The sequence below is a fragment of the Nitriliruptor alkaliphilus DSM 45188 genome (assembly GCF_000969705.1).
In the GTDB taxonomy this organism is placed as follows: Bacteria; Actinomycetota; Nitriliruptoria; order Nitriliruptorales; family Nitriliruptoraceae; genus Nitriliruptor; species Nitriliruptor alkaliphilus.
Map to the genome: position 1 here is coordinate 4,679,873 of NZ_KQ033901.1, position 25,514 is coordinate 4,705,386.

The window sequence follows — 25,514 nt, forward strand, 5'->3', positions numbered from 1 at the left end:
CCGTGGGAGGCGGTCAGCCACGCGTCGACGCGGATGCCGTCATCAGACTGCATCTGGGCGCGCTGGTCCGTCGTCAGCCGGCGACGTCCGACGGGGTGGCTCCCGCGCCGCGTTGGCGGACGAGCACCTCGACGACGCGGCGGCCCTGGACGCGTTCGACGGTCAACTCCACACCCTCGAGTTCGACGGACTCACCCTCGGCGGGGATGCGCCCGAGGATGCCGAAGACCAGCCCGCCCACCGTGTCCCACCCTTCCTCTGGCAGGTCGGTGGAGAGCAACTGGTTGAGGTCGTCGACCCCGAGACGAGCGTCGATCCGCCAGCCACCGTCGTCGAGGACGGCGATGAGCGGGTCCTCGTGGTCGTGCTCGTCGACGATCTCGCCGACGATCTCCTCGAGGATGTCCTCGATGGTCACGAGGCCCACCAGGTCGCCGTACTCGTCGACCACCAGGGCGAGGTGGACCGTCGCCTCCTGCAGCTCGCGCAGGAGCTCGTCGCAACGCTTGGTCTCGGGCACGAACGTCGGCCGCCGGACGAGGTCCACCCAGCGCCGTCGGCCGTCGGCGGCGACGCGCTTGAGCAGGTCCTTGGCGTAGACGACGCCGATGATCGTGTCGGTGTCGTCGGGGTCGTGAACGGGGATGCGGGACACCCCGTGCTCCACGACGACCGCGACCACGTCGGCCAGCAGTGCGTCCTCGGCGACCGTGACGAGGTCGGGCCGCGGCACCATGACCTCGCGGACCCGGGTGTCACCGAGCTCGAGGATGGAGCGGATCATCGCCCGCTCCTCGGGCTCGAGCTCCTCGTCGATGGTCTCGGCGTCGGTGCCGCCCTCGTCGGTCTCGTCGTCCCGATCGGTCGCGTACGGACCGGGGACTCCGTCGCGACGTGGCACCAAAGCACGCCCGAGACCCACGAGGAGGCGGCTGATCGGGTCCAGCCCACGGACCAGGAGCCGACCCGAGGGCGCCAGCCGGCGGCCCGAGGATTCCAGCGATCGCAACGCGAGGGTGCGTGGCGCGACCTCCGCGGCGACGATCACCACCAGGACCACCAGCACGAAGGTGCCGACCGCCCCGACATCACCGCCGAGCTGGGCACTGCCGAACAGCACCGTGACGGCGCCGAGGCCCACCCGCACGAGCACGCCGGTGACGAGCAGCACGTTCAGCGCGGTCCCCCGGTGCTCGGTCAGCCACAGCAACGCATCGGCGCCGCGGACCTCCTCCTCACGCAGCCGCATCGCGCGGACCACGTCGACGCGCTGAACGACGGTGTCCAGGGCCGCGAGGTAGCCCGTCACGACCAGCAGCAGCAGGAGGGTGACCAGCGTGGTGGTGGGTGTCACGAGGGTCACGACCGGCCGTGGCTCGCCAGCAGCTCGTCGGTGAGCGTGAACATCGCCCGCTCCTCGTCCGGCTCGGCGTGGTCCATCCCCAGCAGGTGGAGGATCCCGTGGACGGTCAGCAGCCGCAGCTCGTCGTGGGGCGTGCGCCCGAGCCCCTCGGCCTGTTCGTGGGCGACCGCCGGGCACAGCACCACGTCACCGAGGATCGCCGGCGTGTCCGGGGGCGACTCGCCGGGCTCGTCGATCGGGAAGGCCAGCACGTCGGTCGGGCCGTCCTTGCCGAGGTGCTCGGCGTTGAGCGCCGCGATCGTGTCCCGGTCGACCAGCAGGAGCGCGAGCTCCATGTCGCCGGGGACGCGCCGTTCGGCCAGCACGTGGCGCGCGAGGTCGAGCAGGTCCTCGGCGTCGATATCCAGGTCCTGCTCGTCGGCGAGGTAGACGGCCACCGTCAGCGCCTGTCGTCGTCGCGTCGACCACTGGCGCGTTCTTCCTCGGCGGCCTCCTCGGCCACGGCGTGACGCTCGTAGGCCTCGACGATGCGCTGCACGATGTGGTGGCGGACCACGTCACCGGAGGTCAGCTCGGCGAACGCGACCCCCTCGATGTCACCGAGGATGTCGCGCACGACGCGGAGGCCCGACCGCTTCCCGGACGGGAGGTCGACCTGGCTGATGTCGCCGGTCACGACCGCCTTCGAGTTGAACCCGATGCGGGTCAGGAACATCTTCATCTGCTCGGCGGTGGTGTTCTGCGCCTCGTCGAGCACGATGAACGCATCGTTCAAGGTGTTGTGGGTGACGAGCAGGTCCTCGGTGACGTACAGCGAATCCGCCGCGGCGACGCGGATGCAGACCGCCTCCTCCGTCCCGTCGGGCTCGATGCTCGTGACGAACCGTGCGGGGCGCCCACCGCCGTGCTGCTGGTAGGTGGCGAACTTGCGTGACAGCCGGAACGGTTCGATCCCTGCCGGGAGCCGGATGTCGAGGACGAACGCGTCGTGGCGGTAGGCGACGTCGCGACCGTTCGCGCGCCCGGGCCGACGGCCTGCGGCAGTTCGCGTGCGCCAGTAGGCGACTCCACCGAGCGACCGCACGAGGAACAGGACGTCGTCGCGTAGCCGCGGCGAGATCGTCGTGTACTGGATGCGACAGGTCCGGCCTCGCTGGGTGACCGGTCCGCCGTCGCTGTCGAGGAGGCCCTGGAGGACGCCGAGGCGGACATCAGCGTCGTTGTAGAGGTACACCTCGGGGACGAACTTCGTCGCGGACCGCGTGCCGCAGAGTTCGAGGTCACGCAGCACAGCCGTGACGGGGTTCGCGACGATCACGCCTCCGCGCCCACCGCCTTCACGGTTGAGCACGTAGTCGGGGCCTGACTTGTGACGGACGCTGACACCGGGCAGTGCGGCGTCGAGGCGTTCAGCCAGCTCCGTGTCGTCGGTCGCGAAGGACGGCGTCGTGGAGCCGGTCAGGCAGCCGTCACCGAGGAGGAGGCCGAGCGCGTAGGGGTCCATCGGGACCTCACGCGTCTCGAACGCCACCGGCGCGCTGAGCAACGGAAGCTCGTAGCGGTGGTAGTGGGCGGCGCGCAGGTTGCCGATCATCTCGGACGTCTCGAGCACCCGTGCCGGCCTGCCGCGACGCCGGTCATCACGCGTGTGGACCGCCCAGAGGTGGTCCGCCGTGCACCGGGTCGAGGAACCGTCCTGGGTGGTCAGCCGGTAGATGTCCTTCTCGCCCTGGGGGAAGGTGCCGAGCACCTCCGTGGGCTGGCCGTCCGAGCCGATCACCTCGTCACCGGGGGCGAGGTCCCCGATGGGGCGGAACCCCGTCGGCGTGAGCACGTTCGCGGAGACCGGTTGCGCCCGGCCACGCATGTACGCCAGGGGGGCGACCTCGATGGTGCCGCGGTCGACGTGGGCGATCAGCTCCTCGGCCTCCATCATGTCGTGGAGGGCGTCCCACAGGGGCTTCAGGTACGGGTCGATCTTCTCGTGCAGGGTCCCGGGCAGGAAGCCGAGGCGCTCGCCCGCCTCGACGGCCGGACGCGTGAGGATGAGGCGGTTGACCTGCTTGGCACGCAGCGCCTGCACGGCTGCGCCCATGGCCAGGTAGGTCTTGCCGGTGCCGGCGGGTCCGATCCCGAAGGTGACGGTGTTGGCCTTGAGCGCGTCGAGGTAGCGCTTCTGGCCGAGGGTCTTCGGGCGGATCGTGCGACCCCGGTGGGTGATCAGCGCCTCGGAGAGCACCTCGGAGGGGCGGTCGGCCTCGTCGGCGCGGATCATGCGGATGGTCTGCTTGACCATGCCCTTGTCGAGGAGCTGACCGCGATCGAGCAGCAGCACGAGCTCCTCGAACAGGCGCGAGATCCGCTCGGTGTCGGCCGGGTCGCCGCCGACGGCGATCTCGTTGCCGCGAACGTGGATGGAGGCCGCCGGGAAGGCCTTCTCCACCAGCCGCAGCAGCTCGTCCTGGGTGCCGAGCAGCGACACCATCGCGTGCTCGCCGGGGACGAGGACCTTGATACCGGTCGCCGCGTCGGCGGCGGGCGTGGAGGGTGTGGTCACGGGTGGGGTCGCAGCTCCGAGCGGGGGTCGGTGACGAACGCGCAGCGTACTCCGCGGACGTGGGAGCACGACAGGGACCCCCGTCCGGCCAGGTGCGGCGGGCTCAGCGGACGATGCCGATCGCCGCCAGACGTTCCCTGAGCTGCTCGGGGGTCGCATCGCTGACCGCCGCCAGCGTCTCGATGTCACCCGCGCGGACCGTCAACACCCGTCCACCCCAGTCGCCGCGCCGGGACTGGATGGCCTGGACGTAGCGCGCGAGGGCGGGTTCCTCGTCGCGGGCGCGCTCGAGTGCCGCCAGGTCGATCACCAGTTCGTGCCCGCCGGTCGGGATGGCACTCGGGCCGCGATGTTCGGGGAGCGGCAACAGTTCGGTGACCGGGACGCCGTAGAACCCGGCGAGGGCGCGCAGCCGCGGGAGCGACACGGTCCGCTCGCCGCGCTCGTACGCGCCGAGGACCGAGGCCTTCAGCTCGCCACCGGACAGCGACTCGACCTCCTGCAGCGACCGGCGCTGCTGCATGCGCACCCAGCGCAGGCGCTCCCCGAGCGCACGGGCAGCGGCCTCGCCGTCCCGCTGCGCGCCGGCGCCCGACGCCCCGTCGCTCGTGTCCACGTCGTACCTCACCGAGGTCGCGCCACCACTGCAGGTGGCCTCGTCGAGCGTAGCGACGGGCGTCGCGGGGGACCCCGGCCGTCCCGACCCCGCCGCACGGCTGCGGACAGGTTCGGTCAGGCCCAGCGACCCGTCACCGCCGCCAGTACCGCGACGGCAGCCGCCGCCGCGTGCTCGGTGCGCAGGACGGTCGGGCCGAGACCGACGAGCGTGGCGCCCGCCTCGAGAAGGCCGGCGACCTCGTCGTCGTCCCACCCACCCTCGGGGCCGACGGCGATGGACACGTGCCGCCCACCCAGGTCCGCGGCGGCCTCGGGCAGCGATCGGGGTGCGTCGGGGTGCGCGATCAGCAGCCGGGTCCCAGCGGGCAGTGCCCCCGGCAGCTGGGCAGGGGTGACGATCGGCAGGACCTCGGGACGCCAGGGGCTGCGGGACTGCTCGGCGGCTGCCCGGGCCACCGCCTGCCACCGCTCCACGGCCTTGTCGGCCCGAGCGCCGTCGAGGCGGGTGACGCTCCGGCTGGCCGCGACGGGCACGATCCGGTCGGCCCCGAGCTCGGTCACCTGTCGGACCACCTCGTCGAGCTTGCGTCCCCGCGGCAGCCCCTGCGCCACGCTCAGGGTGGGCTGCGGCGCCGCCACCGCCGTGACCGTCGCGGTCACCTCGACGTGGTCGCCGGCGAGCCGCGCGGCAGCGGCGTGCCCCCGGCCGTCGCTGACCTCGAGGGCGGCACCGTCGCGCAGGCGCAACACACGCGCCAGGTGGTGCCGTGCCGCGGGGTCGATCGCGACGGTGGATCCGACCTGCGCGCCCGCGAGCGGCGCGTCCAGGTGCAGGTAGGGCACGAGGCTCACCGGGCGGTCACCGGAACGCCTCGCGAAGGCGGGTGAACAGCCCGCGTCCCTGCGAGGCGAGGTGCTCACCACGCAGCTCGGCGAGCTGCTGCAGGAGGTCACGCTGCTCGCCGTCGAGGTCGGTGGGCACGAGCACGCGCACGAGGAGGCGCAGGTCGCCGCGTCGCCCGCCGCCGTGGCCGGGCAGACCGGCCTGACGCACGCGCAGCACCGCGCCGGGCTGGGTCCCGGCCGGGACCTCGACCTCGACGTCGTCGCCGTGGACGGTCGGGACCGTCACGGTGCCACCGAGCGCCGCCTGGGTGACCGGGACCGACACCTCAGCGAGCAGGTCGCGACCGTCGCGTTCGAACAGTTCGTGCTCGGCGATCCGCACCTCGACGTACAGGTCGCCGGAGGGCGCACCCTGGCGGCCGGCCTCCCCGGCGCCGGCGACCCGCAGCCGGTCGCCCTCGTCGACGCCGGCCGGGATGTCGACGGTGTACGACCGCCGCTGCACGGTCCGGCCGTCCCCCCCACAACCGGTGCACGGGTCGCTGACGGTACGACCGCTGCCCCGGCACGCCGCGCAGGGCGCTGCCGTCGCCAGCTGACCGAACGCGGTGCGGACCACCTTCTGGACCTGGCCGGCGCCGCCGCACTGCCCGCAGGCGGCCGCCGGTGCGCCGGACGCGCTGCCGCTGCCGCCACAGACGTCGCACCCGGAGGCGACCTCGACCTCGATCTCTCGGTGCACACCGCTGGCGATCTGTTCGAGGGTCAGCTCGGTCGGCACCAGGACGTCGCGTCCCGGCTGGGCGCGCTGTGGCCCGCGCCCGGCCCCACCACCGCCGCCGAAGGCCGAGCCGAAGAACGCGTCGATGACATCGCCGATGCCCCCGAACCCGGCCCCACCGAAGCCGCTGAACGGGTCGCCGCCACGCGTCCCGGGTGTGCCGTCGTCACCGAACCGGTCGTAGCGGGCGCGCTTCTCGGGGTCGGAGAGCACCTGGTAGGCGTGCGTGACCTTCTTGAAGGTCTCCTCGTCGCCACCCGCGTCGGGGTGGTGCTCGCGGGCGGCACGCCGGTAGGCCTTCTTGACGTCGTCGGACGAGGCGTCGCGTGCGACGCCGAGCAGCTCGTACAGATCGGGCACGGGGAGGACCTGGAGTGGGAGGGAACGGGGAGGATGACGGGGTGCGACACGCAGCGCCGTGCCGCTGAGGCTCAGCCGCTGAGGTCGGCCAAGGACCGTTGGAGCTCGTCCGCGACGGCGCGGACGGTGGACAGCACCGATGCGTAGTCCATGCGGGTCGGACCGAGCACGCCGAGCGACCCGGCCGTCACGACCCGGTAGCGCTGGGCCACGAGGGACGTCGCACGCAGGTCCTCGACGGTGTTCTCGCCACCGATCCGGACCAGCGGTTCGTCGCCCTCGGTGTCGGTGAGGATGCGCGCCAGGGTGGCACGTTCCTCGAGCAGTTCGAGGATGCGTGACAGGTCGTCGCGTTCGAGCGCGGCCTCCCCCGCGAGGGAGGCGCGACCCCCGACAACCACGTGGTGGACGGTGTCGTCGGCGAGACCCACGTCGGTGGCGTCCGCCACCGCCCGCATGACCTCGCGCAGATCGGACGGCGACACCTCGACCACGCTGCGCAGCGCCGCGTGGACCTCGCCCATCGGCCGACCGCGGACCTGTTCGCCGAGCACCGTCCGGACCCGTTCGAGGTCGCCGTCGGTGGTCCCGGCCGGCAGTTCGATGGTGCGCTTCTCGACCCGACCGGTGTCGGCCACCAGGAGCAGCAGCGCGGACTGCGGCGACAGGCCGACGAGCTCCACCAGCTTGCAGCGAGATGCGTCGACCGCCGGCGCGATCACCAACGACACCAGCCGGGTGAGCTGGCTGAGTACCGACGAGGTCCGCGCCAGCAGGTCCTCGACGTCCCGGGCCGAGCCGAGCAGCTCGCCGATCAGCTCGCGCTTGGGCGCGTCGAGCGCCGGGTTGGCCGCGAGGTCGTCCACGAACCGCCGGTAGCCCTGGTCGGTCGGGACCCGTCCGGCGGACGTGTGCGGTTGGGTGATGTAGCCGAGCTCCTCGAGCACAGCCATGTCGTTGCGCACCGTCGCCGCCGAGACGTCGAGACGGGCCACCTCGACGACGCGACGCGACCCCACGGGTTCGCCGTCCGCGACGTACTCGGTGACGATGGCGCGCAGGATCTTGAGCTTGCGATCGTCGAGCGGTGGGGGCTCTGGGATCACCTCGGCCGCGGCGGCGTCCGCCGCGGCGACCACGTCGGCAGCGGAGACCGGCACGGCCACCTGCCGTGCTTCGATCGGCCCCTCGTCGGGGCGGACGGACCCGTTCGACACGTCGGCACCCCCTCGTCGGCAGTGGCCGTCGAACCCCCGGAGCGTACCGACGGTGGCCCTCCGAGCGGTCAGTGGGTCATGTACAGGGGCTGAGGGTCGCCTACGGTGCCCGCGCGCAGGCGACCAGGAGAACAGCTGTGGCAGCACCCGGCTCACCGGGCCAACCGGGGATCGACGACCGCGACGCGCCCGAGGTGATCCGTTCGCTGGTGGACAACACCCAGCTGCTGGTCAAGAAGGAGATCGAGCTCGCCAAGCTCGAGATCAAACAGATCGTCACCGCGCGACTGATGGCGGTCGGCTTCTTCGTCGTCGCCGGTGTGCTCGGGCTCTACCTGCTGGGCTTCGCCCTGGTCACCGCGGTCAAAGGCTTCGAGCTCGTCGTGGCCGAGTGGCTCGCGTGGCTCATCGTCACCGGCATCGTCGCGGTCCTGGTCGCCATCCTGCTGCTGCTGGCCAAGCGCAAGCTGACCACGCCGTCGAACACGCCGGAGACGACCAAACAGGACGTGCAGGAGACCATCGACATGGCGAAACGGCGGGTGCAGCAGTGAGCGGCCACGACACCGAACGGACCGGACCCGAGGACCGCGTGGACCGCGCGGCCGAGACCGCCGAGACCGCGATCCGCGACGCGCAGCACACCACCGAGGACCGCATCGCGGACGCGCGGGACGCAGCGACCGAGAAGCTGCGCAGCACCGAGCAGCAGGTCAAGGCCAAGGTGCGCGAGACCGAGGCCAAGGTCCGTGACGGGCTCGCCGAGGTGGAACGCACCATCGGGGGCTTCCAGGGCCTGTCCGAACCGACACCAGCGGGTTCCGTGGACGAGGCGGCACAGCAGGCGAGCGACCTGCGCCGTGCGATCGACCGGGACCTCGACGCCCTGCAGGCGAAGCTGCCGCCCGGCGAGGAGCTCGCCGACAAGGCACGGGCCTACGGGGGCGCTGCCGTGGGCGTGCTCGCCGTGGGCGCCGCGGCCTTCCTCGGCCTCAAGCAGCGCAGCGAGCGCAAGCGCATCGAACGTGAGGCCCGGGCGCACGCCGAGGCGATCGCCAGGTACCTACCCCAGGCGACCGCGGCCCCACGCGACGACGAGCGGGGCGGGCGTGGCGGTCTGGTGCTGTTGACCCTCATCGCGGCGGCCATCGGGGCGATCGTCGTGCGGCAGCGCACGACGGCCAGCGAGGACGAACCCGACCTGTGGGGCCCGGCCTGACCGTCTAGTCCTCGAGCCGGCGGATCACCACGCCGGGGACGATGCCGAGGTCCGCGACCGCCCGCGCGATGGGCCGTAGGACCTCCAGCAGCTGCGCGGTGCGCTCCGGCCCGAAGGCCCGCCACGGTGGTACGGCCAGCGCGTCGGTGCGCCGCTCGACGCCCTCCCGAGCCGCAGCACCCTGCTCGGTCAGGGTCGCGTCCGCTTGGAGCAGCCCCCGCTCGCGGAGGCGACCCGCTGCCGCGTCCCACTCGGCATCCGTCCAGCCCCGGCGCGGCTGGATAACGCGCCGGATGCGCTGCGGATCACCGGGAAGGGTGAGGTGCGACTCGCAGCCGTCGATCCCGGCGGCCACGAGGGAGGCGACGTGGCCGTCGCCGCGCGACTCGCGGATCCGGGTCGCGGCCTCGAACAGGCGCAGGTGTGGCTCGTCCGGCCACGGGACGCTGGTGCGCGCCGCGGCGAGAGGCCGCCCGACGATCGGGTGCAGCAACGCGACCTCGCGAGCGAGCTCCGCGGCCCGGGTGACCTCGTCGGCCAGCGACGCGAGTGCGGGCCCGATCGTCCGGCCGACCGCGGCCACCGTGACCTCGTGCGCCTGCTCGGGCGTCGTCGCCTCCCAGACGGCGGGGAGGGCGCCCTGGACCAGTCGAGGCGCGAAGCCGTAGACGACCGCCGTCGCGACCTCCGGGCCGACGGCCCCCATGCACGCCAGGCGGCCAGCCATGTACCCACCCATCGGCAGGTCCAGACCGAGGGAGGAGTGGGCGTCGCGGACCGCCGGCGCGAAGTACTGGGTCACGTGCACCGCCTCGAGGTGCGTCCACAGCCGGCGCGCGACGGCCCGCTCCTCCGCGGTCGTGTCGAGCGTGGTCGGATCGTCGTACGTGGCGTGGTTCACGTGGCTCCCATCGGTCCCGGCCAGGGAGCCTAGGTCTCCGGCCGGCACCCGCCGGTCGCGGCGTACCCTGCCCGGGCCGCCGGACCCGGAGCCGTCCCTGCCCGCCCCGCTCGATCGCAACGACGCGCTGCGCATCCTCGAACTGCCGCCGGCCGCGGACGCGCGGGCGGTCAAGCGCGCCTACCGCCGCCTCGCCCGGACCCACCACCCGGACGTCGGCGGTGAGGTCGCGACCTTCCACGCGCTCCAGCAGGCGTACGAGGTGCTCATCGGCGACGACGGCGACGGCGTCCCGGTACAGCCACCGGGACGCCCCTCGCGGCCACGCGCGGCCTGGAGTTCCGACCAGACCGGACCGGCACGCGAGGCCGTCGACCTCACATCGGTCCGGTGGGACCTGCCGGTACCGGCCAGCCCGGAGCCGCTCTCACGCGAACTCATCGCCCGCTGGCTCGCGTCGGGCCACGTTGACCCCGTCCGGCCCCTGAAGGCGATCTCCCGGGCTCCAGGGGCTCGTCTCAACCGGGCTGCACCCAAGCTGTCACCCGACCTCACCGCCACGCTGGTGGTCGGCCCCGCCACCGACGACCGGGGCCGGGTCGTGGTGGCCGTACGCGTCGTGGCCGCCAACCGACGAGCCCGGCGGGTCCTCGACAGCGTCGGTCTCGACGGCGGTTGGATCCGACGCCGCGGCACGTCGTCCACCACGTTGCGTCGCACGATCACGCCGGACACCGAACGCTCCGTCACGGCCCTGCGGACCACCGACCTGATCGTCGACCTGCTCGATCGGGCCGCCTGGGCGCTGGAAGGCTGGACCCTGGCGCTCGACGAGGCACCCCCTGCGGCCTAGCCCGTCGAGCGCCAGTCCAGCTGGGCAGGTACCCCCGCCGTTCGGACAGGGTCCGGCCCCCGTCCAGCGGGACACCCCCTCCGAAGGGTGCGAGGCGGCCCTGGTACTACCGTGGTCGTAGCCGCGCACGTCCCGTGCGGCCGTTCCGCCCGCTCCCGCGGGCCCTGAATTCCTGAGACCTCGGAGAACCCATGAAGAAGCACCTGCGCGTGGCCACCCTCGCCTTCGCGGCGAGCACCATCCTCCTGACCGGCTGCGGCGACGACGACGGCGCCACCACCGACGACGGCATCGTCGACGACGCGGGCACCGTGGACGACGACGGCGCCCTGGACGACGGCCTCGACGACGGGATGGACGAGGAGGAGGAGGCCTGAGCCTCCCCTTCCACCGCAGCACAGCGGGGCCGACCCTTCGGGGTCGGCCCCGTTCGCGTGGGCGAGCCGATCGGTGCGCTCGCCGTCAGCAGTCCGCGGTCGGCGTGGCGAGATCCCGACCGTCGAGGCGCTCGAGCAAGGTGTCGATGGGGACCACCAGACCGTCCCCCGATGTGACGTCGAGGGCGAACACCACGCCGATCACGTGCCCCTCCTCGTCGAGCAACGGCCCGCCCGAGTTGCCCTGACGGATCTCGGCGTCCACGCGGATGACGTCCGCGGGCTCGTCGAGCAGCTCACCTTCGATCAGGGAGACCACCTCGCCGGTGGAGATCGTGGCCGGGCCACCACCCGGATAGCCGACGGCGATGACCTTCTCGCCCGGGACCACGGGCTCGTCGCGCAGCTCGGCGACCGGCAGGTCGGAGACGTCGGCCAGCTGCAGGATGGCGAGGTCGCTGTCCACCGCGATGCCCGAGACCTCTGCGCGGAGCGACCGGCCGTCCCAGGTGTTGACCGTCACCTCGCGCGGCTCCTCGACCACGTGCCGGTTGGTCACCACGAGATCGCCCGGCAGCACGAACCCCGATCCGAGCCCCAGCCGGTCACACCCGAGGGAACGGATGCGCACGGTGATCTGCTGGGCCCGCCGGAGCACGGACGTGGCCGCGACCTCCGGGAGGTCGAGCTCGGCGAGCTGGTCGAGGTCGGCCTCCCCGTCCCGCTCGGGGAGCGGCGGCGGCGCCGGCACGCACGACCCGACGAGACCGGCGACCAGGACCGCGGTCAGCCCCTGCCGCACGAGGTTCAACGCAGCAGCCGGTCGGCCGTGGCCGCGGCGCTCGCGGCCGCCTGACGTGCGTCGTTGCAGCGGGCGGTGGTCGCGGTGCGGTCGGCGTTCAGCGGACCGACGTCGACGGTCTCGCCCGCCCCCTGCCGGTTGAACGCGTCGATCGCGTCGCCCAGCAGGTCGAAGAGCTGGTCGACGCACCCGTCGAGCGCGGTGACCGCCCCGGCGATCGCACCGGACAGCTCGACTAGCGTGTCGCGTTCCACGCCCGTGGTGGTCGCCACGTCCTCGGCCTGCGCCTTCTCGTCCGCGAGTTCGCGGACGCGTTCCTCCAGCGCCCCGACGTCGGTCTCGGAGGTGGCCAACGCGTCGGCCACCTCCTCGAGCTGGCGCTGGAACGCCTCGCCGCGGGCGCGAGCGTCGTCACGTTCCTCCTCGATGGCGACCGCGCGTTCCTGCCAGGAGGCCGCCACCTGGCGCTGCTGCAAGCCGACGGCGGCACCCGCGATGGCGAGGACGGCCCCGACCACCAGCGGCCAACGTCGCGCGCGCGGGGGCGGCACGGTCCGCTCCGATGCGACCGGAGCTCCCGCGGGCGGCCAACTCGACCCGCCCGCCGGCGCCGGCGGCGGGGTCGAGGGCGGTGGTGTGGATCCGCTCACGCGCGGTTCCTCCGGGGCCGAGGGGGTGGACGGGAGGACAGGGTGCCACGCGGCCGGTGAGCCGGCCGACAGGACGCCGCGACGCACGGGGTCGGCACGAGACCGCCGCGGGTGCCAGACTCCCCGTCCCGCACGCAGAGGAGCACGGGTGTGAGCACCAACGACACGCTGGAGGTCCCGGGCTGGCTCCCCGAGGACCAGCTGGGCGCCATCCGGGGCCAGGTGCCGATGGTCTACGTCGAGGCGGTCCCCGTGCGGGTCGATCACCTCGGGCGGATCGAGAAGGTCGGGCTGCTGCTCCGAGCCGGCTCGGACGGGCGCATCCAGCGGGCCGTGGTGTCCGGGCGGGTGCTCTACAACGAGTCGCTGCGTGACGCCCTGTGGCGGCACCTGTCGAAGGACCTCGGACCGGACGCGGCACCGAACCTGCCCGCCGGCACCGCCCCGTTCACCGTCGCCGAGTACTTCCCGGAACCGGGCCGGTCGGGGTTCCACGACCCCCGTCAGCACGCGGTCGCCCTCGCCTACGTGGTGCCCTGCGACGGGGAGTGCGCGCCCGCGCAGGACGCGCTCGACCTCGCCTGGCTGTCACCCGCCGAGGTCGTCAGCCCCACGGTCGCCTCCGAGTTGACCGAGGGGCACGCCCGGCTGGTGCGGCGGGCCCTCGCCTTCTGCGGGCAACTGCCCGACCCGCCTCGTGACCTGACGTGATACCGAAGCCGTGCTGCCGTCACGAGGAGTGATGGGTGCTGCAGAACCCTGAACCTCGACGTGAGGTTGATGGGGTCAGTTCGCTGCTCTGCCGCGCGTCGACGGACGCCGGTCGCACGCGCAGGGACCGAGGGCTCGACGTCGACGACAGGCTGAGGTGCGTCCGGCCCGCCCGTTCGAGACGTCACACGGCGCCCTGAGGCGCGCTGGGGTCCGCCCCGAGGGGTCACCCCCGGAGGCGGCTCACGGCATCGTCCAGGAGGAACCAGCCGGTCTCGGTACACCGCAGCCGGCCACACGCGGTCTCGACCAACCCGGATGCCAGGGCATCCTCGTAGGCCCACGCGTCGATCGGCGGGACGTCGGCAGGGTGCAGCCCCTCGCGCACGCGCAGTCCCAGCAGCAGCCGCTCGGTCGAGCGCTCCTCGGGGTCGAGCACCTCGCTGCCGGCGACCGGGGTCCTGCCCGCCTCGACCGCCGCCAGGTAGCGCTCGGTCGAACGCGTCGTCCAGGCGCGCCGACCTCCGCGGTGGGCGTGGGCGCCGACACCGACCCCGAGGTAGTCGCCGTGCCGCCAGTACAGGAGGTTGTGGCGGCTGCGTGCCGGCTGCGGCGGCCCGCCACCCCGCTGCACGACGCGGGCCCAGTTCGAGACCTCGTAGTGGTCGAAGCCGGCCGCACCGAGCCGCTGGCGGGCGACCTCGAAGCGCTCGCGCTGGAGGTCCTCGTCGGGCGCCGCCAGCGTCCCCGTAGCGATGGCACGACCGAACGGCGTGCTGTCGTGGATGGTCAGCGCGTAGGCCGACACGTGATCGGTCCCGGCCGCGATCACGGCGTCGAGCGTGGTCTCCCAGTCCTGGTCGCGCTCCCCCGGCGTGCCGTAGATCAGGTCGAGCGAGACCTCGGCGATGCCGGCCTCGCGGGCCTGCTGCACCGCCTCCAGCGGTCGTTCAGCGGTGTGCGCGCGCTCCAGGGTCGCCAGCACGTGGGGGGCGAAGGACTGGGCACCCATCGACACCCGGGTCACACCGGCCTCGGCGAGGGCCTCGAACAGCGCCACCGAAGCGGTCTCGGGGTTGCACTCGACGGTCACCTCGACGTCCGGCGCGAGGTCGAGCTCGGCACGGGTCGCCTCGAGGATGCTGGCGAGCCGTGCCCCGCCGAGCAGGGTCGGGGTGCCGCCGCCGACGAAGATCGAGGTCACCTCGGGCCACGCGCCGACGATCGGCGCGTCGGGTGGCGCGTGCTCGGCCGGACCGGCCGCGACCTGACGCCGGAGATCGAGGGTCAGCGCCGAGGTGTAGCGGTCGTACAGCGTCGCCACGTCGTCGGCAGCGCGGTCGCCGACGGCGGCCGTCGCGAAGTCGCAGTAGCCGCAGCGGTGGCTGCAGAACGGCACGTGGAGGTAGACGCCGAAGCCCGCGGCGGGACCCGACTCGACGGGGTCGACCAGCCAGCGGTGCGGGTCGGCGTCCGGGCGCGGAGCGGCTGCGGTGGACACACCGTCCACGGTACCCGGGGGTCAGCTGGACTCGGGTGGGTCGGGCACGTCCCCGGGCAGGCAGGCGCTGTTGACCCGGATCTCGCCGATGCCGTCGGGACGGTTGAAGCTGACCGCCACCTGCCAGGTGTCCCCCGCGAAGACCCCCGTGACCATCGGGAGGATGCTGTCCTCGCGCAGCACCCGGACACCATCGACGCCGGCTCCCTCGAGCAGGTCGCGTGCCTGTGCCGTCAGCTCGTCGGTCGCGTCGGACGGGAAGGCGATGCCCCGCCCGACGCTGACGATCCGCGGGCTGTCGTCCAGCGTCTCGTCGCACAGCTGGACGCGGTAGGGCCGCACGTCGCGGGGGCGCGGGTCGACGTCGAGCGTCCCGAGGAGGTCGTCGGCGATCCGCTCGCCGATGGCCAACGCCTCGGCCAGCTCGGTTGCGTCGACCGCCTCGGTGTACGGCGTGGCGTCGGGGCCCTCCACGGGTGTCGCTCCTCCCTGGTCGGCACCGCACGCGGTGAGCACGAGCGCGACGGACAGGAGGGCTGCCGTGAGCTGCCTCGTGCCTCGGTGTCTCACCGTCGTCCCTCCCGGTACCCGGTCACCACGTCGGGGTTGCCGGACACGATCAGCGCCAGGTTCTCCAGGGACTCGGCGTCCTGGTAGTAGATCGAGTGCGCGTCGAAGACGTAGGGCTTGTACCAACGGCGATCCAGGCCATCGTCCCCGATGTCGAACCCGTGGGCCCCGAAGCTACCCCGGTCCGGGTTGCGGCCGTGCATGCCCGCCAGCGCGATCGGGTCGAGGTCGTGGCGGACCCCCCACACCTGGCCCGCGTTCGCAGGGAGGTCCTCGACGCGCCGGACGCCGGAGCCGAACCCAGGCCCACCGAGGCTGATGGTGCTGTCGACCTCGAGGTCGTTCCTGGTGACGGCCCGCCCGAGCGCGGTCGCCCCGTAGGAGTGCCCGAGGGCGTGCAGCTGCGCGTCGCCGACGGGCAGGTCTCCGATGATGCGTGCCAGGTCGGCGCCGCCGGCGTCCGCGTGCCGGCTCCCGCCGGCGTGGGTCAGACTCGGGGGCGGCGCGTAGCAGAGGCAGGCGATCACGCTGACGTCGTCACCGCCGGGGACGTGCTCGAGGGTGTCGGCCAGCGCTCGCGCGTTCTCGCGCGTCGCCGTGTCGAAGTTGGCGCCGTCGTTGCCCGTCCCAGGGATCACGAGTGCGACGTGGGCACTGTCGTCGAGGTCCCCGTGGACGACCTCGGCGATGCGCACGGTGCCGTCGTCCAGGTCGATCTCGACGTGAACGAAGCGACGGTCGGAGTCGGCCCACCCTTGGAGGAGGTCGGCGAGGTCGTCGGCGTGCTCGGCCCGTGCGATCCGATCGAGGGCGTCCAGGAGCCGTTCCACGTCGTCGGGGTCGCTGAACGGGTCACCGCGCACGTGCTCGGTGTCGCGCAGCTCGGCCAACAGCGAGCCGTCCGGCGCGTCGTCGAGCTGCGACCGGAGCTCCTCGATGCGGTCGTGGATCCGCTGCTGCTCGTCCTCGGACAGGGTCGGGTTGCCGCGGCGTTCCTCGAGCTCGAGGAGCTCGTCCCAGACCGCGAGGTCGGCGAGGTCCCGGTCGGCGAGCTCGCGGAGCCGGTCGGCCTCCTCGGCGAGCTGGCGGTGGGTCTCCTGCTCGCGCTGCGCCGCCGGCCCGAGGGCCACGCGGGTCGTCTCGGCACCGTCCCCGGCCGCGCCGGTGCTGCGCGGATCCGCAGCCCCTTCGTCGCCCCTGGCGCAGTCGCCACCACCGATGAGGCAGAACCCCTGGGCGATGGTGCCGCTGACGCTGGCGGCGAGCGAGCTGGCAGCGCCGGTCGCGGCGACGGTCCCGACGAGCGCCGCGAGCACGACGACGATCGCGACGTACTCGGCGACGGCCTGGCCGGCCTGGCCGACCAGGCGACACGCACGCGAGGGCCGCGCGTGCCCCCCGTCGCCGTCGCCGCCCACCGCGCCCTCACCTCCGAGTCGCCCCAGCTGGTGGGACGTCGAGGGCGAGCTTGCGTCCGCAGGGCAACCGGGGGCAGAGCCCGCGAGCCCATCTCTGGTCCCCGGACTGGGTCCCAGGGCCCAGTCAGGTCAGCGCTCGGGCAACTCGCGCGAGAGATGGTGGGAGCTGATGCGGTACCCGTGCCGCAGGTAGCTCCGGTGGGCGGCGGCGCGGTCGACCCCGTGACCGGAGTCGAGGTGCACGGCCTGCAGCCGGAGCCGGTGCGCTTCGTCGTCGATGGCGACGAGCAGGGCTGCCGCCAGACCGCGACCTCGCGCCGCATCCCGGGTCACCAGATCGTCGACGTACAGGATGTCGCCCCAGGCGAGGTTGGAGACCTGCCGGAACCCGGCCACGGCCAGCGCCGGACCGCCCCCCTCGGGGAGCACGGCGAGCAGGCGGTAGCCCTGCCCCCGCTGGACCTGGTCGATCCGGGCGACCACGGCGTCGTCGTCCTCCGGCAGGTGGGGACGCAGCTCGCGGAGCGCCGGCAGCGCCAGCACGGTCTCGCCGACCGGCAGCTCACGCACCACGGGACGCGTGCCGGGGACCAGCCACCCCGGCCCGCCGATGCGTGCCGCCCCGACGAGCTCGGCCTGGTCGACGACGGCGTTGCGCAGCGCACGTTCGACGGTGCCGGCTGCGACCGCAGCGGTTGGGCCCGGTGCGACGACCAGCTCCGCGACGTGGGCTTCCGGTCCGGCGAGCTGCAGCTGGTGGATCCACACCAAGGTCGCGAAGCCCACCACCTCACCACCGAACTCGGCCACCAGCAGGACCCGGCCGACCTCGTCGGCATCGGGGACGAGACTGAGCGCACGGTCGATGGTCGCAGGGTCGTCGGCGCCGCCGAGCAGGCGGGCGAGGCGGGGCCCGTCGTCGACCCGCGCCGCGCGGACCGTCGGGGCGCCGACGGGCGGTTCCAGGTCGTCGTCCGTCCCGAACGGCGGGGTCAGCCCCACGGGTCGCTCGCGAAGCGGCTCTCGACCTCGGCGGCCAGCGCGGGGTCGACGGAGGTGGTCAGGAGGCGTCCCGGGAAGCGGGACACCTCGTGCAGCGCGCGCATCTGGTGACAGTCCTCCACGAGCAGGAACAGGGCGGCCTCGCCGTCGGCGAGCTCCTCGCCGAGCCGCTTCATCTCGCCGTCGTCGATGCCGTGATCGCGGAGCTTGGCGAACAGGCCGCCGGCGGCGGCACCGAGCGCCGCCCCGAGGATCGGCTGGGCGACGAACAGGCCCGCGAGCGTGCCGAGCCACGCGCCACCGACCGCGCCCTGCGACGGCGTGACGTCGCGGGTCTGTTGGATGCGTACGCGCCCACCGACCCGCGTGACGATGGCGGCGTCCTCGAGCTTCAGCTGGCCACGGCCGACCATCCGCATCGCGGCGAGGAGCGCCTCCTGAGCACGCAACGGACCGTCGAGCACGAAGGCCCACAGGTCGGCCTTGCTCCCGGCGCGGGCCCGTTCGGCGACCGAGTTCTGCGCAGCACGTTCCTCGGCCGTCCAAGCCTCACCCTCCTCGAACGGCGAGGGTGGTGGGGGCGGCGGGGGTGGTGGCTCGCTCACAGGTCGACCTCCGACGGGCCGTCCGGCGGACGATCCGGCCCCCACACCGTACGACAGCTCGGCGCGGGGGGGCGACCGTCAGCCGCCTCCTGTCGCGATCCTGAGCTCGACCAGCCCGTCGACGACACGGACCTCGTGCACGGCGACGGCGACGTCCGCGTCCAGGCAACGTCCCGTCGCCAGTTCGAAACGCTGCTTGTGCACCGGCGAGGCGACCACGTCGACACCGCCGACGTCGCCGACGATGCCGCGGCCGAGCACGTTGGCCCCCGAGCAAGGGTCGTGCGCATCGATGGCGTGGACCGACCCGTCGGCCAGTACGAAGACGGCGACCTGGACGCCGTCGACGAGGGCGGTGACCCCCGTGTCTGGGACGATGCGGTCCAGCGCGCAGACCGCGGTCCAGCCGTCCGTCCGCAGGTCGACGGTCGTCGCGCTCACGCTCACGCGCTCACCTCCGCGATCGGCAGGACGGGGAGCAGCGGCCGCTCGTGATCGAAGACGGGCCGCCGCTGGCCGCGCTCACGCACGTAGGCGAGGTCGGGGTCGGGGACGTCCTCGTTGACGAAGTGGGAGAAGCGGGCGAGCTTGTCCGGATCGGCCAGCGTCGCCGCCCACTCGTCCTCGTACCCCGCCACGTGGTCGGCCATCGCGGCTTCCAGCTCTGCGGCGAGCCCGAGCGAGTCGTCGACCACGATGGCCCGCAGCTCCTCGATGCCGCCCTCGCGGCTCTCGAGCCAGGTCGAGGTCCGTTGCAGCTTGTCGGCGGTCCGGGCGTAGAACATCAGGAACCGGTCGATCACGGCCACGAGCGTGTCGGTGTCGAGGTCCTCGGCGAGCAGGTCGGCGTGGCGTGGTCGCATCCCGCCGTTGCCGCAGACGTAGAGGTTCCAGCCGCGCTCGGTGGCGATGACGCCGACGTCCTTGCTCTGCGCCTCGGCGCACTCGCGCGAGCACCCCGAGACCGCGGACTTGATCTTGTGCGGGGTCCGCAGGCCCCGGTACCGCAGCTCGAGCTGCACCGCGAGCGCGGTCGAGTCCTGCACCCCGTACCGGCACCACGACGTACCGACGCACGACTTCACCGTCCGCAGCGCCTTGCCGTAGGCGTGGCCGGATTCCATCCCGGCCGCGATGAGCCGTTCCCAGATCGCCGGCAGCTGGTCGAGCCGGGCCCCGAACAGGTCGACCCGCTGGCCTCCGGTGATCTTCGTGTACAGGTCGTAGTCCCGTGCGACCTCGCCGATGGCGATCAGCTGCTGCGGGGTGATCTCGCCACCGGGCACCCGCGGCACGACCGAGTAGGTGCCGTCCCGCTGGAGGTTGGCCAGGTACCGGTCGTTGGTGTCCTGGAGGCCGAGGGTGGCCGCATCGAGGACGTGTTCGTCCCAGTGCGTGGCGAGCATCGAGGCGACTGCCGGCTTGCAGACCTCGCAGCCGCGCCCGGTTCCCCACCCCTCGAGCAGCTCGGTGAAGGTCCGGACCTCGCGGGCCCGGACGATGTCGAACAGGTCCTGGCGGGTGTAGGCGAAGTGCGGGCACAGGCTGCGGTCGACCTCGATGCCGGCCGACTCGAGCTCGTGGTCGAGCAGGCTCTTGCACAGCGTGGTGCAGCTCCCGCAGCCGGTCCCCGCGGTGGTGGCGGCCTTCAGCTCCGCGAGGGTCGTGATCGCGCCGCCGCCGACCGCCTCGCGCAGCTCGCCCTTCGTGACGTTGTTGCAGGTGCAGACCGTGCAGCTGTCGGGCAGCGCTGCCGGGCCGAGCGCCTGCTGCCCCTCGCCCGGGGCGGGCACGATCAGCGACGCGGGCGCGGCGCTCAGAGGCTCGCCTCCCAGGTGGAGCTGGTGGAGGATCGGGTACGCGTCCGCGTCGCCCACCAGGATCCCACCGAGGAGCCGGTTGTCGCCGTCGACCACCAGCTTCTTGTGGATGGCATCGACCGGGTCGTCGATGGTCACGCTCCGGGCACCCGGGGTGGTGCCGAGCGCGTCACCGAAACTCGCGACGTCGACGCCGAGGAGCTTGAGCTTGGTGGACATGTCGGCGCCGGGGAACGTGCTGTCGCCGCCGGCGATGCGGTCGGCGACGACCCTGGCGGTCGCGTACCCCGGCCCGACCAGCCCGTAGACCTGGCCGGCGACGGCGGCACACTCCCCCACCGCCCACACGTTCGGGTCGACGGTGCGGCAGGTGGTGTCGGTCAGGACGCCGCCACGCTCCCCCACGTCGAGGCCGGCCGCGCGAGCGAGCTCGTCGCGGGGCCGGATGCCCGCCGAGAACACCAGCAGTTGGCAGTCCAGGGTCGTGTCGTCGGCGAACCGCAGGCCCGTGACGTGCCCGTCGGTGGCGCGGAGGACCTCGGAGGTCGCCGTCTCGGTGCGCACCTCGATGCCGAGCGCTTCGATGCGCGAGCGCAGGGCCGCGGAGGCGGCGTCGTCGAGCTGGGCCGGCATCAGCCGGGGTGCGAACTCGATGACCGTCGTCTGCACGCCGAGGGAACGCAGCGCGCCGGCTGCCTCGAGGCCGAGCAGCCCGCCGCCGATGACCACACCCCGCTCCGCCCCGACGGCACCATCGATGATCGCGCCGAGGTCCTCGACGGTCCGGTAGACGGCGGCACCCGGGCCGTCGGCGCCGGCGATCGGCGGGACGAACGGCGACGAGCCCGTGGCGAGCACCAGCTCGTCGTAGGGCACGACCTCGCCGGCACCCGTGGTGACCTGCCGCGCGTCCCGGTCGATCGCGGTCACCCGCGTGTCGACCCGCAGCTCGACGTCCGGGTGGTCGTAGATCTCCGGTTCGGGGAGGGCGAGCGCATCGAGATCGCGGCTCGGGACGTACGCGCTGAGGCGCACGCGGTCGTAGGCCGGGCGCGGTTCCTCACCGAACACCACGATCCGCAGTGGGGCCTCGACCCGGACCAGCTGGCGCACCAGCTCGTGTCCGACCATCCCGTTGCCGACGACCACCACCGTGCGGCGGCCGTCGGCAACGGTGGCGTGCCGATCGGTGCTCGTCGCGGACGAGGTCTGTGCGGGGGTCGTCTCCATGGCGGGCACCGTGCGTGGCCCGCGTTTCGTCGGTGTTACCCCGCCCGCACGTGCCCGTGTCGGGAACGTCGCCCGTCACCCTCTGAGGGGGGTCCGCCCGCCGCCGTCCCCGGGCGGCCGCCTGTACCACTGGCCAGGGGTCGGGCGGACGAGACGGGTCTAGCGTTCGCCGCCGACCCGGGGGGGACACGATGAGCAGGTTGAGGAACGCCGCTGCTGCGAGCGTGGTGCTGCTGGCGGTCACGACCGTCCCAGCGCACGCCGACCGACCGGCACCGAGCAAGGACGCCGTCGCCACGGGCACCGGTGGTGCCGTCGTGACCGTCGATCCCGATGCGACCGACGCGGGGCTCGTCATGCTCCGACGGGGCGGCAACGCCTTCGACGCCGCGGTCGCCGCGTCGGCGGCCCTCGGGGTGACCGAGCCGTACTCCGGCGGCATCGGCGGGGGCGGCTTCCTGGTCGCCTACGTGGCCGACCTCGACGAGGTGATCGTGATCGACGGTCGCGAGGAGGCGCCCCACGACCCTGCGTTCGACGAGAACGTCTTCGTCGACAACACCGCCGACTTCACCGACGCCGTCAACAGCGGCCTGTCGGTGGGCACCCCGGGGACGGTGGCGACCTGGCAGGCCGCGCTCGACGCGTACGGGACCAAGCCCCTCGCGCAGGTGCTCCAGCCGGCGATCACGCTCGCCCAGCGCGGGTTCGTGGTCGACGAGACGTTCGCCGCCCAGACCCGCGCCAACCTCGACCGGTTCCGGCAGGTCGCCACCACCGCCGACCTGTTCCTCGACGACGGCGAGGTGCCCGCCGTCGGCAGCATCCTGCGCAACCCCGACCTCGCCGACACCTACCGGCAGCTCGCGCGGGGTGGCGTCGACGCGTTCTACGCCGGACCGATCGCCGACGACATCGTCGCCACGGTCCAAGATCCGCAGACGACCGCCGGCGCCGCCGACTCCTGGCAGCCCGGCCTCCTGACCACCGACGACCTCGCGAGCTACGAGGTGCGCCGCCCCGAGGCCACCACCAGCACCTTCCTCGGCTACGAGATCGCCGGCATGCCCCCGCCCTCCAGCGGCGGGATCGCAGTCGGCGAGATCCTGAACATCCTCGAGCACGAGGACGACCTCGCGTCGCTCAGCCCGGTCGAGTTCGAGCACCGCTTCCTCGAAGCGTCCGCGCTGGCGTTCGCCGACCGCAACGCGTACGTCGCCGATGACCGCTTCGTCGACGTCCCGCAGACCGGCCTGCTCTCGGAGGCGTTCGCGGGTGAGCGGTGGAGCCTGGTCGATCCTCTGCGGGCCGCGGACAAGCCGGTGGCACCCGGCGACCCCTGCCCCCACGACGACGGGCCGTGCACCCCCGCCGCCGGGGCGACGTCCGGTGCGTCGGGTTCGACCACCCACCTCGTGACCGCGGACGCCGCCGGGAACGTGGTGTCCTACACCTTCACCATCGAGCAGACCGGTGGCAGCGCGCTGACCGTGCCCGGTCGTGGCTTCATCCTCAACAACGAGCTCACCGACTTCAACCGCGACGGTGACAGCCCGAACCTGGCGGCACCCGGCAAGCGTCCGCGGAGCAGCATGAGCCCCACCATCGTCCTGGAGGACGGCGAACCGATCGTGGCGGTCGGCTCGCCGGGCGGCGCGACGATCATCACGACGGTCGCCGGCATCCTGACCCACCGGCTCGGTCGAGATGCCTCGCTGCCCGACGCCATCGCCGCGCCGCGGGCCGCTCCGCTGAACATCCCGGTCGTGCCGGCCGAACCGGCCTACCGCAGCACCTTCGGGGAACCCCTCCAGGCGCTCGGCCACGCCTTCAGCGACGTCGCTCAGATCGGCGCGGCGACCGGCATCGAGCTGCTCGGTGACGGTCGCATGCTGGGTGCCGCCGAGCCCGAGCGGCGCGGCGGTGGTCACGCCGCGGTGCTGCGCCCCGACCGGCGGAGCTGACCGCCAGGGCGCGGACCGATGAACATCAGGCGCGGCCACCGTCGTAGGTTGTAACCGACCAGAGGCCGCCCCATGAGCCCCCGTCCCGTGATGTCCGAAGCGTCCGTCGCACCGACACACGACGCCGTCATCGCCACGATGCGCACCGAGGACGCCGGCGCGTTCGCCCAGCTCGTCGAGCCCCACCGGCGCGAGCTGCACGTGCACTGCTACCGAATGCTGGCGTCCTACGAGGACGCCCAGGACCTCGTCCAGGAGACGTTCCTGCGGGCCTGGCGCCGCCGCGAGACCTTCGAGGGCCGCGCCCCGCTGCGGGCGTGGCTCTACCGGATCGCGACCAACGCGTGCCTGGACTTCCTCGACCGTCGCCCCGAGCGCACCCACCTGCCCCTGGCCGACGAGGCGAGCCAGGGCGAGGTCCCGTGGCTGCAGCCCGCTCCCGACCGGTTCCTCGTGGGGTCACCGGGGCAGCAGGAACCAGGTGCCGCGATCGTGACCCGGGAGACGATCGAGCTCGCCTTCCTGGTCGCCGTGCAGCACCTGCCACCCCGGCAGCGCGCCGTCCTGATCCTCCGCGACGTGCTCGGCTGGCCGGCCAAGGACGCAGCGTCCCTGCTCGAGACCTCCGTCGCGTCCGCCAACAGCGCCCTGCAACGTGCACGCGTGACGATGCGCACGCACCTGCCCGGCGACAGGACGGACTGGACGCCGACGACCGAGCCCAGCGGGCAGGAACGGGACCTCGTCCAGCGGTACATGGCGGCGACCGATCGCACCGACATCGACGCCCTCAAGGCGTTGTTCCACGAGGAGCTGCGGTTCGCGATGCCCCCGCAGCCGGGCGTCTGGGTCGGCCGCGACACCTGCGTCCAGGCCTGGGTCGACGGCGGGCTCGGGTCACCGGAGTTCGGTGAGCTGCGCACCCTCGCCACGAGCGCGAACCTCCAGCCCGCCGTGGCCAACTACGTACGCGGGCCCGGCGACAGCCACTTCCGGCTGTTCGCCGTCGACGTGCTGACCATCCGCGACGGCCTCATCTCGGACATCATCGCGTTCGGCGGCGACGAGCTGGAACCGTTCGACCTGCCCGGGACCCTCGACGAGGAAGGGAGCGGGTGACCACCCTCGCGTCGGTCACCATCACTCCAGGGCCGCGGTAGCTGATCCGCGAGTGCTGTTCTTCGTGTTCGCCTTCGCGGACGCCGTACGCAGCTTCAGAGGGTGGGGAGTCGGTCAGCCGATGCGCTTCCTCGTCGGAGCGGCACTGACCGGTGTGGGAGTGGCCGGATCGGGCGTGGCCGCTCGTCTGGCGTGGTCGCGGCCCGAACGATCACATCCCATGATCCTCGCGGCAAGCCTGTGTCTCGTCGCCACGGGCGTTGGCGGCCTCCTCGTGCTCCGTTCGCTGGAGTTCTACGTCATGCCGCGCGTCGGCGACAGCTACTCGGCTCGCGGCGTCAGATCGGCGGCGCCGAAGGCGACGGTGAACCGCTCGCACCAGATGACGACGGTGTCGTAGACGTCGAGGTCGACGCCGTCGGGGATCGGGTAGTTCTGGTTGCCGATGTTCCCGCGCAGGTCGCCGAGGTCGACGAAGTCGGCCGCCAACGCGGCGTCGTCATCGGCGTGGTCAGCGGTGGTGAGGTAGACGTACAGGTCGGGACCGTTGGTCGACTCGAACGGCTCGAGCCGCAGGGTCCGGCTGCCGTCCTCGAGTTCGTGGACGGTCGCCTCTCCGGTCACGGTGTACCGGTTGCGAGACTCGAACCTGCCCGACGACAGCATCCGAGGGGCGGTGGGTTCCTCGGCCGCCACGGTGTCCTCCGCTGCACCCTCCTCCTCGAGGCTCGGTGGCGGATCGTCAGCCTCGCCCATGTCGCCTGCCTCCCCCGCTTCGGCCTCGGCCGGGGACGGCTCGGGCGAGGGTTCCGTGGCGACCGCGGGGAACTCCTCGTCCACGACCCGGTCGAAGAGCAGCGCCTGGGGTTGGAACCACCACAGCACGAAGGCGACAGCACCGACGAGCACGACCCCACCGACGACGAGTCGACGCGGATGGGCACGCACGCGGCTCCACAGGCTCGGCCGGGTCTGACTGGTCGCGGACATCGTGGGCTCCTCGGGTTCCTGCGGTGTGGTGGTGTCCGCC

25 protein-coding genes are annotated in these 25,514 nt (G+C 73.0%); 7 read left to right on the plus strand and 18 right to left on the minus strand.

Features of this window, described 5'->3' with window-relative positions; all coding sequences use genetic code 11:
- Positions 1 to 73: 73 nt before the first annotated feature.
- The 7 genes from NITAL_RS21620 to hrcA all read right to left on the minus strand — a co-directional run bounded on the left by NITAL_RS21620 (position 74) and on the right by hrcA (position 7,742).
- Positions 74 to 1,363: a hemolysin family protein gene (locus tag NITAL_RS21620; protein WP_052668392.1), complete on the minus strand. Its 1,290-nt coding sequence runs from the start codon at positions 1,361 to 1,363 to the stop codon at positions 74 to 76.
- On the minus strand, positions 1,360 to 1,800 hold the full coding sequence (gene ybeY / locus NITAL_RS21625) for an rRNA maturation RNase YbeY (RefSeq protein WP_052668393.1): 441 nt from the start codon (positions 1,798 to 1,800) through the stop codon (positions 1,360 to 1,362). Before ybeY ends, NITAL_RS21620 begins: the two co-directional genes overlap by 4 nt.
- A gap of 2 nt (positions 1,801 to 1,802) precedes the next feature.
- On the minus strand, positions 1,803 to 3,920 hold the full coding sequence (locus NITAL_RS21630; RefSeq protein WP_052668394.1) for a PhoH family protein: 2,118 nt from the start codon (positions 3,918 to 3,920) through the stop codon (positions 1,803 to 1,805).
- A gap of 103 nt (positions 3,921 to 4,023) precedes the next feature.
- Positions 4,024 to 4,536, minus strand: a complete 513-nt coding sequence (locus tag NITAL_RS21635; protein WP_211262583.1) for a transcriptional regulator — start codon at positions 4,534 to 4,536, stop codon at positions 4,024 to 4,026.
- Positions 4,537 to 4,652: 116 nt separating this feature from the next.
- Positions 4,653 to 5,390, minus strand: coding sequence for an RsmE family RNA methyltransferase (locus NITAL_RS21640; RefSeq protein ID WP_052668395.1), 738 nt, complete (start codon positions 5,388 to 5,390; stop codon positions 4,653 to 4,655).
- 7 nt (positions 5,391 to 5,397) lie between these two features.
- A complete protein-coding gene (dnaJ, locus tag NITAL_RS21645) occupies positions 5,398 to 6,525 on the minus strand; it encodes a molecular chaperone DnaJ (protein ID WP_052668396.1) in 1,128 nt (375 codons plus the stop codon).
- A gap of 71 nt (positions 6,526 to 6,596) precedes the next feature.
- On the minus strand, positions 6,597 to 7,742 hold the full coding sequence (gene hrcA, locus NITAL_RS21650) for a heat-inducible transcriptional repressor HrcA (protein ID WP_052668397.1): 1,146 nt from the start codon (positions 7,740 to 7,742) through the stop codon (positions 6,597 to 6,599).
- A gap of 137 nt (positions 7,743 to 7,879) precedes the next feature.
- On the opposite strand from hrcA, the gene NITAL_RS28240 reads away from it, so the two are divergent.
- A complete protein-coding gene (locus tag NITAL_RS28240) occupies positions 7,880 to 8,296 on the plus strand; it encodes a phage holin family protein (protein WP_052668398.1) in 417 nt (138 codons plus the stop codon).
- The gene (locus NITAL_RS21660; protein WP_052668399.1) at positions 8,293 to 8,961 is read left to right on the plus strand and encodes a DLW-39 family protein; all 669 of its coding nucleotides are present in this window, start codon (positions 8,293 to 8,295) and stop codon (positions 8,959 to 8,961) included. Before NITAL_RS28240 ends, NITAL_RS21660 begins: the two co-directional genes overlap by 4 nt.
- A gap of 4 nt (positions 8,962 to 8,965) precedes the next feature.
- On the opposite strand, the gene NITAL_RS21665 is transcribed toward NITAL_RS21660, so the two are convergent.
- A complete protein-coding gene (locus NITAL_RS21665) occupies positions 8,966 to 9,862 on the minus strand; it encodes an SCO6745 family protein (RefSeq protein ID WP_211262584.1) in 897 nt (298 codons plus the stop codon).
- Between NITAL_RS21665 and NITAL_RS28670 the strand changes: the two genes are divergently transcribed.
- Both NITAL_RS28670 and NITAL_RS21675 read left to right on the plus strand, forming a co-directional pair.
- A complete protein-coding gene (locus NITAL_RS28670) occupies positions 9,849 to 10,715 on the plus strand; it encodes a J domain-containing protein (protein ID WP_211262585.1) in 867 nt (288 codons plus the stop codon). The genes NITAL_RS21665 and NITAL_RS28670 overlap by 14 nt on opposite strands.
- A 191-nt stretch (positions 10,716 to 10,906) precedes the next feature.
- Positions 10,907 to 11,092: a hypothetical protein gene (locus NITAL_RS21675; RefSeq protein WP_052668402.1), complete on the plus strand. Its 186-nt coding sequence runs from the start codon at positions 10,907 to 10,909 to the stop codon at positions 11,090 to 11,092.
- 85 nt (positions 11,093 to 11,177) lie between these two features.
- Here NITAL_RS21675 and NITAL_RS21680 read toward each other — a convergent pair whose 3' ends face one another.
- Positions 11,178 to 11,894: a S1C family serine protease gene (locus NITAL_RS21680; protein WP_245617756.1), complete on the minus strand. Its 717-nt coding sequence runs from the start codon at positions 11,892 to 11,894 to the stop codon at positions 11,178 to 11,180.
- A gap of 5 nt (positions 11,895 to 11,899) precedes the next feature.
- Positions 11,900 to 12,445 (minus strand): hypothetical protein, encoded by a 546-nt coding sequence (locus tag NITAL_RS28245; protein ID WP_169786926.1) that lies wholly within the window; start codon positions 12,443 to 12,445, stop codon positions 11,900 to 11,902.
- A 249-nt stretch (positions 12,446 to 12,694) separates the two neighbouring features.
- Here NITAL_RS28245 and NITAL_RS21690 point away from each other — a divergent pair, with 249 nt between their 5' ends.
- On the plus strand, positions 12,695 to 13,255 hold the full coding sequence (locus tag NITAL_RS21690) for a DUF4916 domain-containing protein (RefSeq protein ID WP_052668405.1): 561 nt from the start codon (positions 12,695 to 12,697) through the stop codon (positions 13,253 to 13,255).
- A gap of 226 nt (positions 13,256 to 13,481) precedes the next feature.
- Here the strand turns inward: NITAL_RS21690 and hemW are convergent, their stop codons facing one another.
- The 7 genes from hemW to nirB form a co-directional block, all read right to left on the minus strand.
- A complete protein-coding gene (gene hemW / locus NITAL_RS21695) occupies positions 13,482 to 14,756 on the minus strand; it encodes a radical SAM family heme chaperone HemW (protein ID WP_169786927.1) in 1,275 nt (424 codons plus the stop codon).
- A 21-nt stretch (positions 14,757 to 14,777) separates the two neighbouring features.
- Positions 14,778 to 15,230 carry a hypothetical protein gene (locus NITAL_RS21700; protein WP_052668407.1) on the minus strand — a complete coding sequence of 151 codons (453 nt, stop codon included), beginning with the start codon at positions 15,228 to 15,230 and terminating at the stop codon, positions 14,778 to 14,780.
- A 92-nt stretch (positions 15,231 to 15,322) separates the two neighbouring features.
- Positions 15,323 to 16,744 carry an alpha/beta hydrolase gene (locus tag NITAL_RS21705; protein WP_052668408.1) on the minus strand — a complete coding sequence of 474 codons (1,422 nt, stop codon included), beginning with the start codon at positions 16,742 to 16,744 and terminating at the stop codon, positions 15,323 to 15,325.
- 129 nt (positions 16,745 to 16,873) lie between these two features.
- Positions 16,874 to 17,746 (minus strand): GNAT family N-acetyltransferase, encoded by an 873-nt coding sequence (locus NITAL_RS28675; RefSeq protein ID WP_211262586.1) that lies wholly within the window; start codon positions 17,744 to 17,746, stop codon positions 16,874 to 16,876.
- The gene (locus NITAL_RS21715; protein ID WP_052668409.1) at positions 17,737 to 18,351 is read right to left on the minus strand and encodes a DUF1269 domain-containing protein; all 615 of its coding nucleotides are present in this window, start codon (positions 18,349 to 18,351) and stop codon (positions 17,737 to 17,739) included. The genes NITAL_RS28675 and NITAL_RS21715 overlap by 10 nt, the downstream gene beginning before the upstream one ends.
- 78 nt (positions 18,352 to 18,429) lie before the next feature.
- Positions 18,430 to 18,798: a nitrite reductase small subunit NirD gene (gene nirD, locus NITAL_RS21720; protein WP_083441877.1), complete on the minus strand. Its 369-nt coding sequence runs from the start codon at positions 18,796 to 18,798 to the stop codon at positions 18,430 to 18,432.
- Positions 18,795 to 21,401 (minus strand): nitrite reductase large subunit NirB, encoded by a 2,607-nt coding sequence (gene nirB, locus NITAL_RS21725; RefSeq protein ID WP_083441878.1) that lies wholly within the window; start codon positions 21,399 to 21,401, stop codon positions 18,795 to 18,797. Before nirB ends, nirD begins: the two co-directional genes overlap by 4 nt.
- 191 nt (positions 21,402 to 21,592) lie before the next feature.
- Between nirB and ggt the strand changes: the two genes are divergently transcribed.
- Together ggt and NITAL_RS21735 are read left to right on the plus strand one after the other, a co-directional pair.
- Positions 21,593 to 23,365: a gamma-glutamyltransferase gene (gene ggt, locus NITAL_RS21730; protein WP_052668410.1), complete on the plus strand. Its 1,773-nt coding sequence runs from the start codon at positions 21,593 to 21,595 to the stop codon at positions 23,363 to 23,365.
- A 90-nt stretch (positions 23,366 to 23,455) separates the two neighbouring features.
- Positions 23,456 to 24,484 carry an RNA polymerase subunit sigma-70 gene (locus NITAL_RS21735; protein ID WP_052669937.1) on the plus strand — a complete coding sequence of 343 codons (1,029 nt, stop codon included), beginning with the start codon at positions 23,456 to 23,458 and terminating at the stop codon, positions 24,482 to 24,484.
- A 321-nt stretch (positions 24,485 to 24,805) separates the two neighbouring features.
- Here the strand turns inward: NITAL_RS21735 and NITAL_RS21740 are convergent, their stop codons facing one another.
- Entirely contained in the window at positions 24,806 to 25,474 is a 669-nt protein-coding gene (locus NITAL_RS21740) for a DM13 domain-containing protein (protein ID WP_052668411.1), read from the minus strand.
- Between the last annotated feature and the right edge of the window lie 40 nt (positions 25,475 to 25,514).

Coding starts and splice junctions, on each gene's coding strand:
- NITAL_RS21740 (WP_052668411.1), bottom strand. CDS start 25,474: ATGTCCGCGACCAGTCAGACCCGGCCGAGCCTGTGGAGCCGCGTGCGT.
- NITAL_RS21675 (WP_052668402.1), top strand. CDS start 10,907: ATGAAGAAGCACCTGCGCGTGGCCACCCTCGCCTTCGCGGCGAGCACC.
- ggt (WP_052668410.1), top strand. CDS start 21,593: ATGAGCAGGTTGAGGAACGCCGCTGCTGCGAGCGTGGTGCTGCTGGCG.
- nirB (WP_083441878.1), bottom strand. CDS start 21,401: ATGGAGACGACCCCCGCACAGACCTCGTCCGCGACGAGCACCGATCGG.
- NITAL_RS21735 (WP_052669937.1), top strand. CDS start 23,456: ATGTCCGAAGCGTCCGTCGCACCGACACACGACGCCGTCATCGCCACG.